The sequence below is a fragment of the Geobacillus jurassicus NBRC 107829 genome (assembly GCF_001544315.1).
GTDB lineage: Bacteria > Bacillota > Bacilli > Bacillales > Anoxybacillaceae > Geobacillus > Geobacillus jurassicus.
This window is the reverse complement of sequence record NZ_BCQG01000123.1, coordinates 1-863: the sequence shown is the minus strand read 5'-3', so window position 1 is coordinate 863 and position 863 is coordinate 1. Positions and strand designations below refer to the sequence as shown.

Annotated in this window: 1 protein-coding gene and 1 pseudogene; both read right to left on the bottom strand. The window is 39.2% G+C overall.

The window, feature by feature from the left end; all coding sequences use genetic code 11:
• Positions 1-320 (bottom strand): annotated as a pseudogene (locus GJ1_RS18205) (RNA-guided endonuclease TnpB family protein); the annotation flags it as partial.
• A 4-nt stretch (positions 321-324) separates the two neighbouring features.
• A complete protein-coding gene (gene tnpA / locus GJ1_RS18200) occupies positions 325-723 on the bottom strand; it encodes an IS200/IS605 family transposase (protein ID WP_075261904.1) in 399 nt (132 codons plus the stop codon).
• Positions 724-863: the final 140 nt, after the last annotated feature.

Sequence of the window (863 nt, the reverse complement as noted above, 5' to 3'; positions counted from 1 at the left end):
GGAAAAGCAACCGTGTAGAAATCTCCTTTCTTTTCTATTTTTAAGTTTTGATTATTAAAGCAACACCATAGTTTTCTAAACGTCTTTGCCTTCTGATTTTTCTTTTGGGACTTTACTTCTCGAATCGTCTGATTCACGATAGCAGAAGGAAACTTTTGTGACGAAAAGTCTTTGAATATCTTGCTCGTCGCTTTGTTTCATTCAGGATGATGCCATAGCCAATTCGCAAATTCTGTGTTCCATTCTGTCATTCGCTCGTACATTTCCTGCTTGGCTTTCGTTGGGTTGTGCAGTTCCAGCCTTAGTGTGATGGTCGGCATGGATTCACCCCCTTTTCTTTTGAGATTCCACATAGCGTTTTATTGTTTCACTTGATACATTCCCTGCTGTGCTAACGAAGAAAGAGCGTGTCCAAAGACTTGGCAAATGAGACAAGTGTTTAAATTCTTGTCTTAATCGTCTGGAAGTCACTCCTTTCACTCTTGCCATAATATCTGATGGAGAATCAGAAGGGAGACAATTCAAGAACAAATGGCAATGATCAGGCATCACTTCCATAGCAAGGATGACCCAATCATTCTCTTGGCAAATTTCTTCTACTAACTGCTTGAATCGCTCTTCCACTCTGCCTACTAACACTTTTCTTCGATAACGTGGACAGAAAACAAAATGATAGTTAATTAAAGATACAGTTGTTTTCGTTCTTCGATATTGTTGTTCCATATTATTAATTGTATCAGTTTAATGGTTATACTGCAACATCCAAATGGTTGCTCTAAGCAATCCCATTAAGGGATTGCCGAGCAATGCCGTCTTTCATTCCACGATTGAAACCGTGGGATGAAAGACGGCTTTTTCTGTAA

Coding starts and splice junctions, on each gene's coding strand:
- tnpA (WP_075261904.1), bottom strand. CDS start 723: ATGGAACAACAATATCGAAGAACGAAAACAACTGTATCTTTAATTAAC.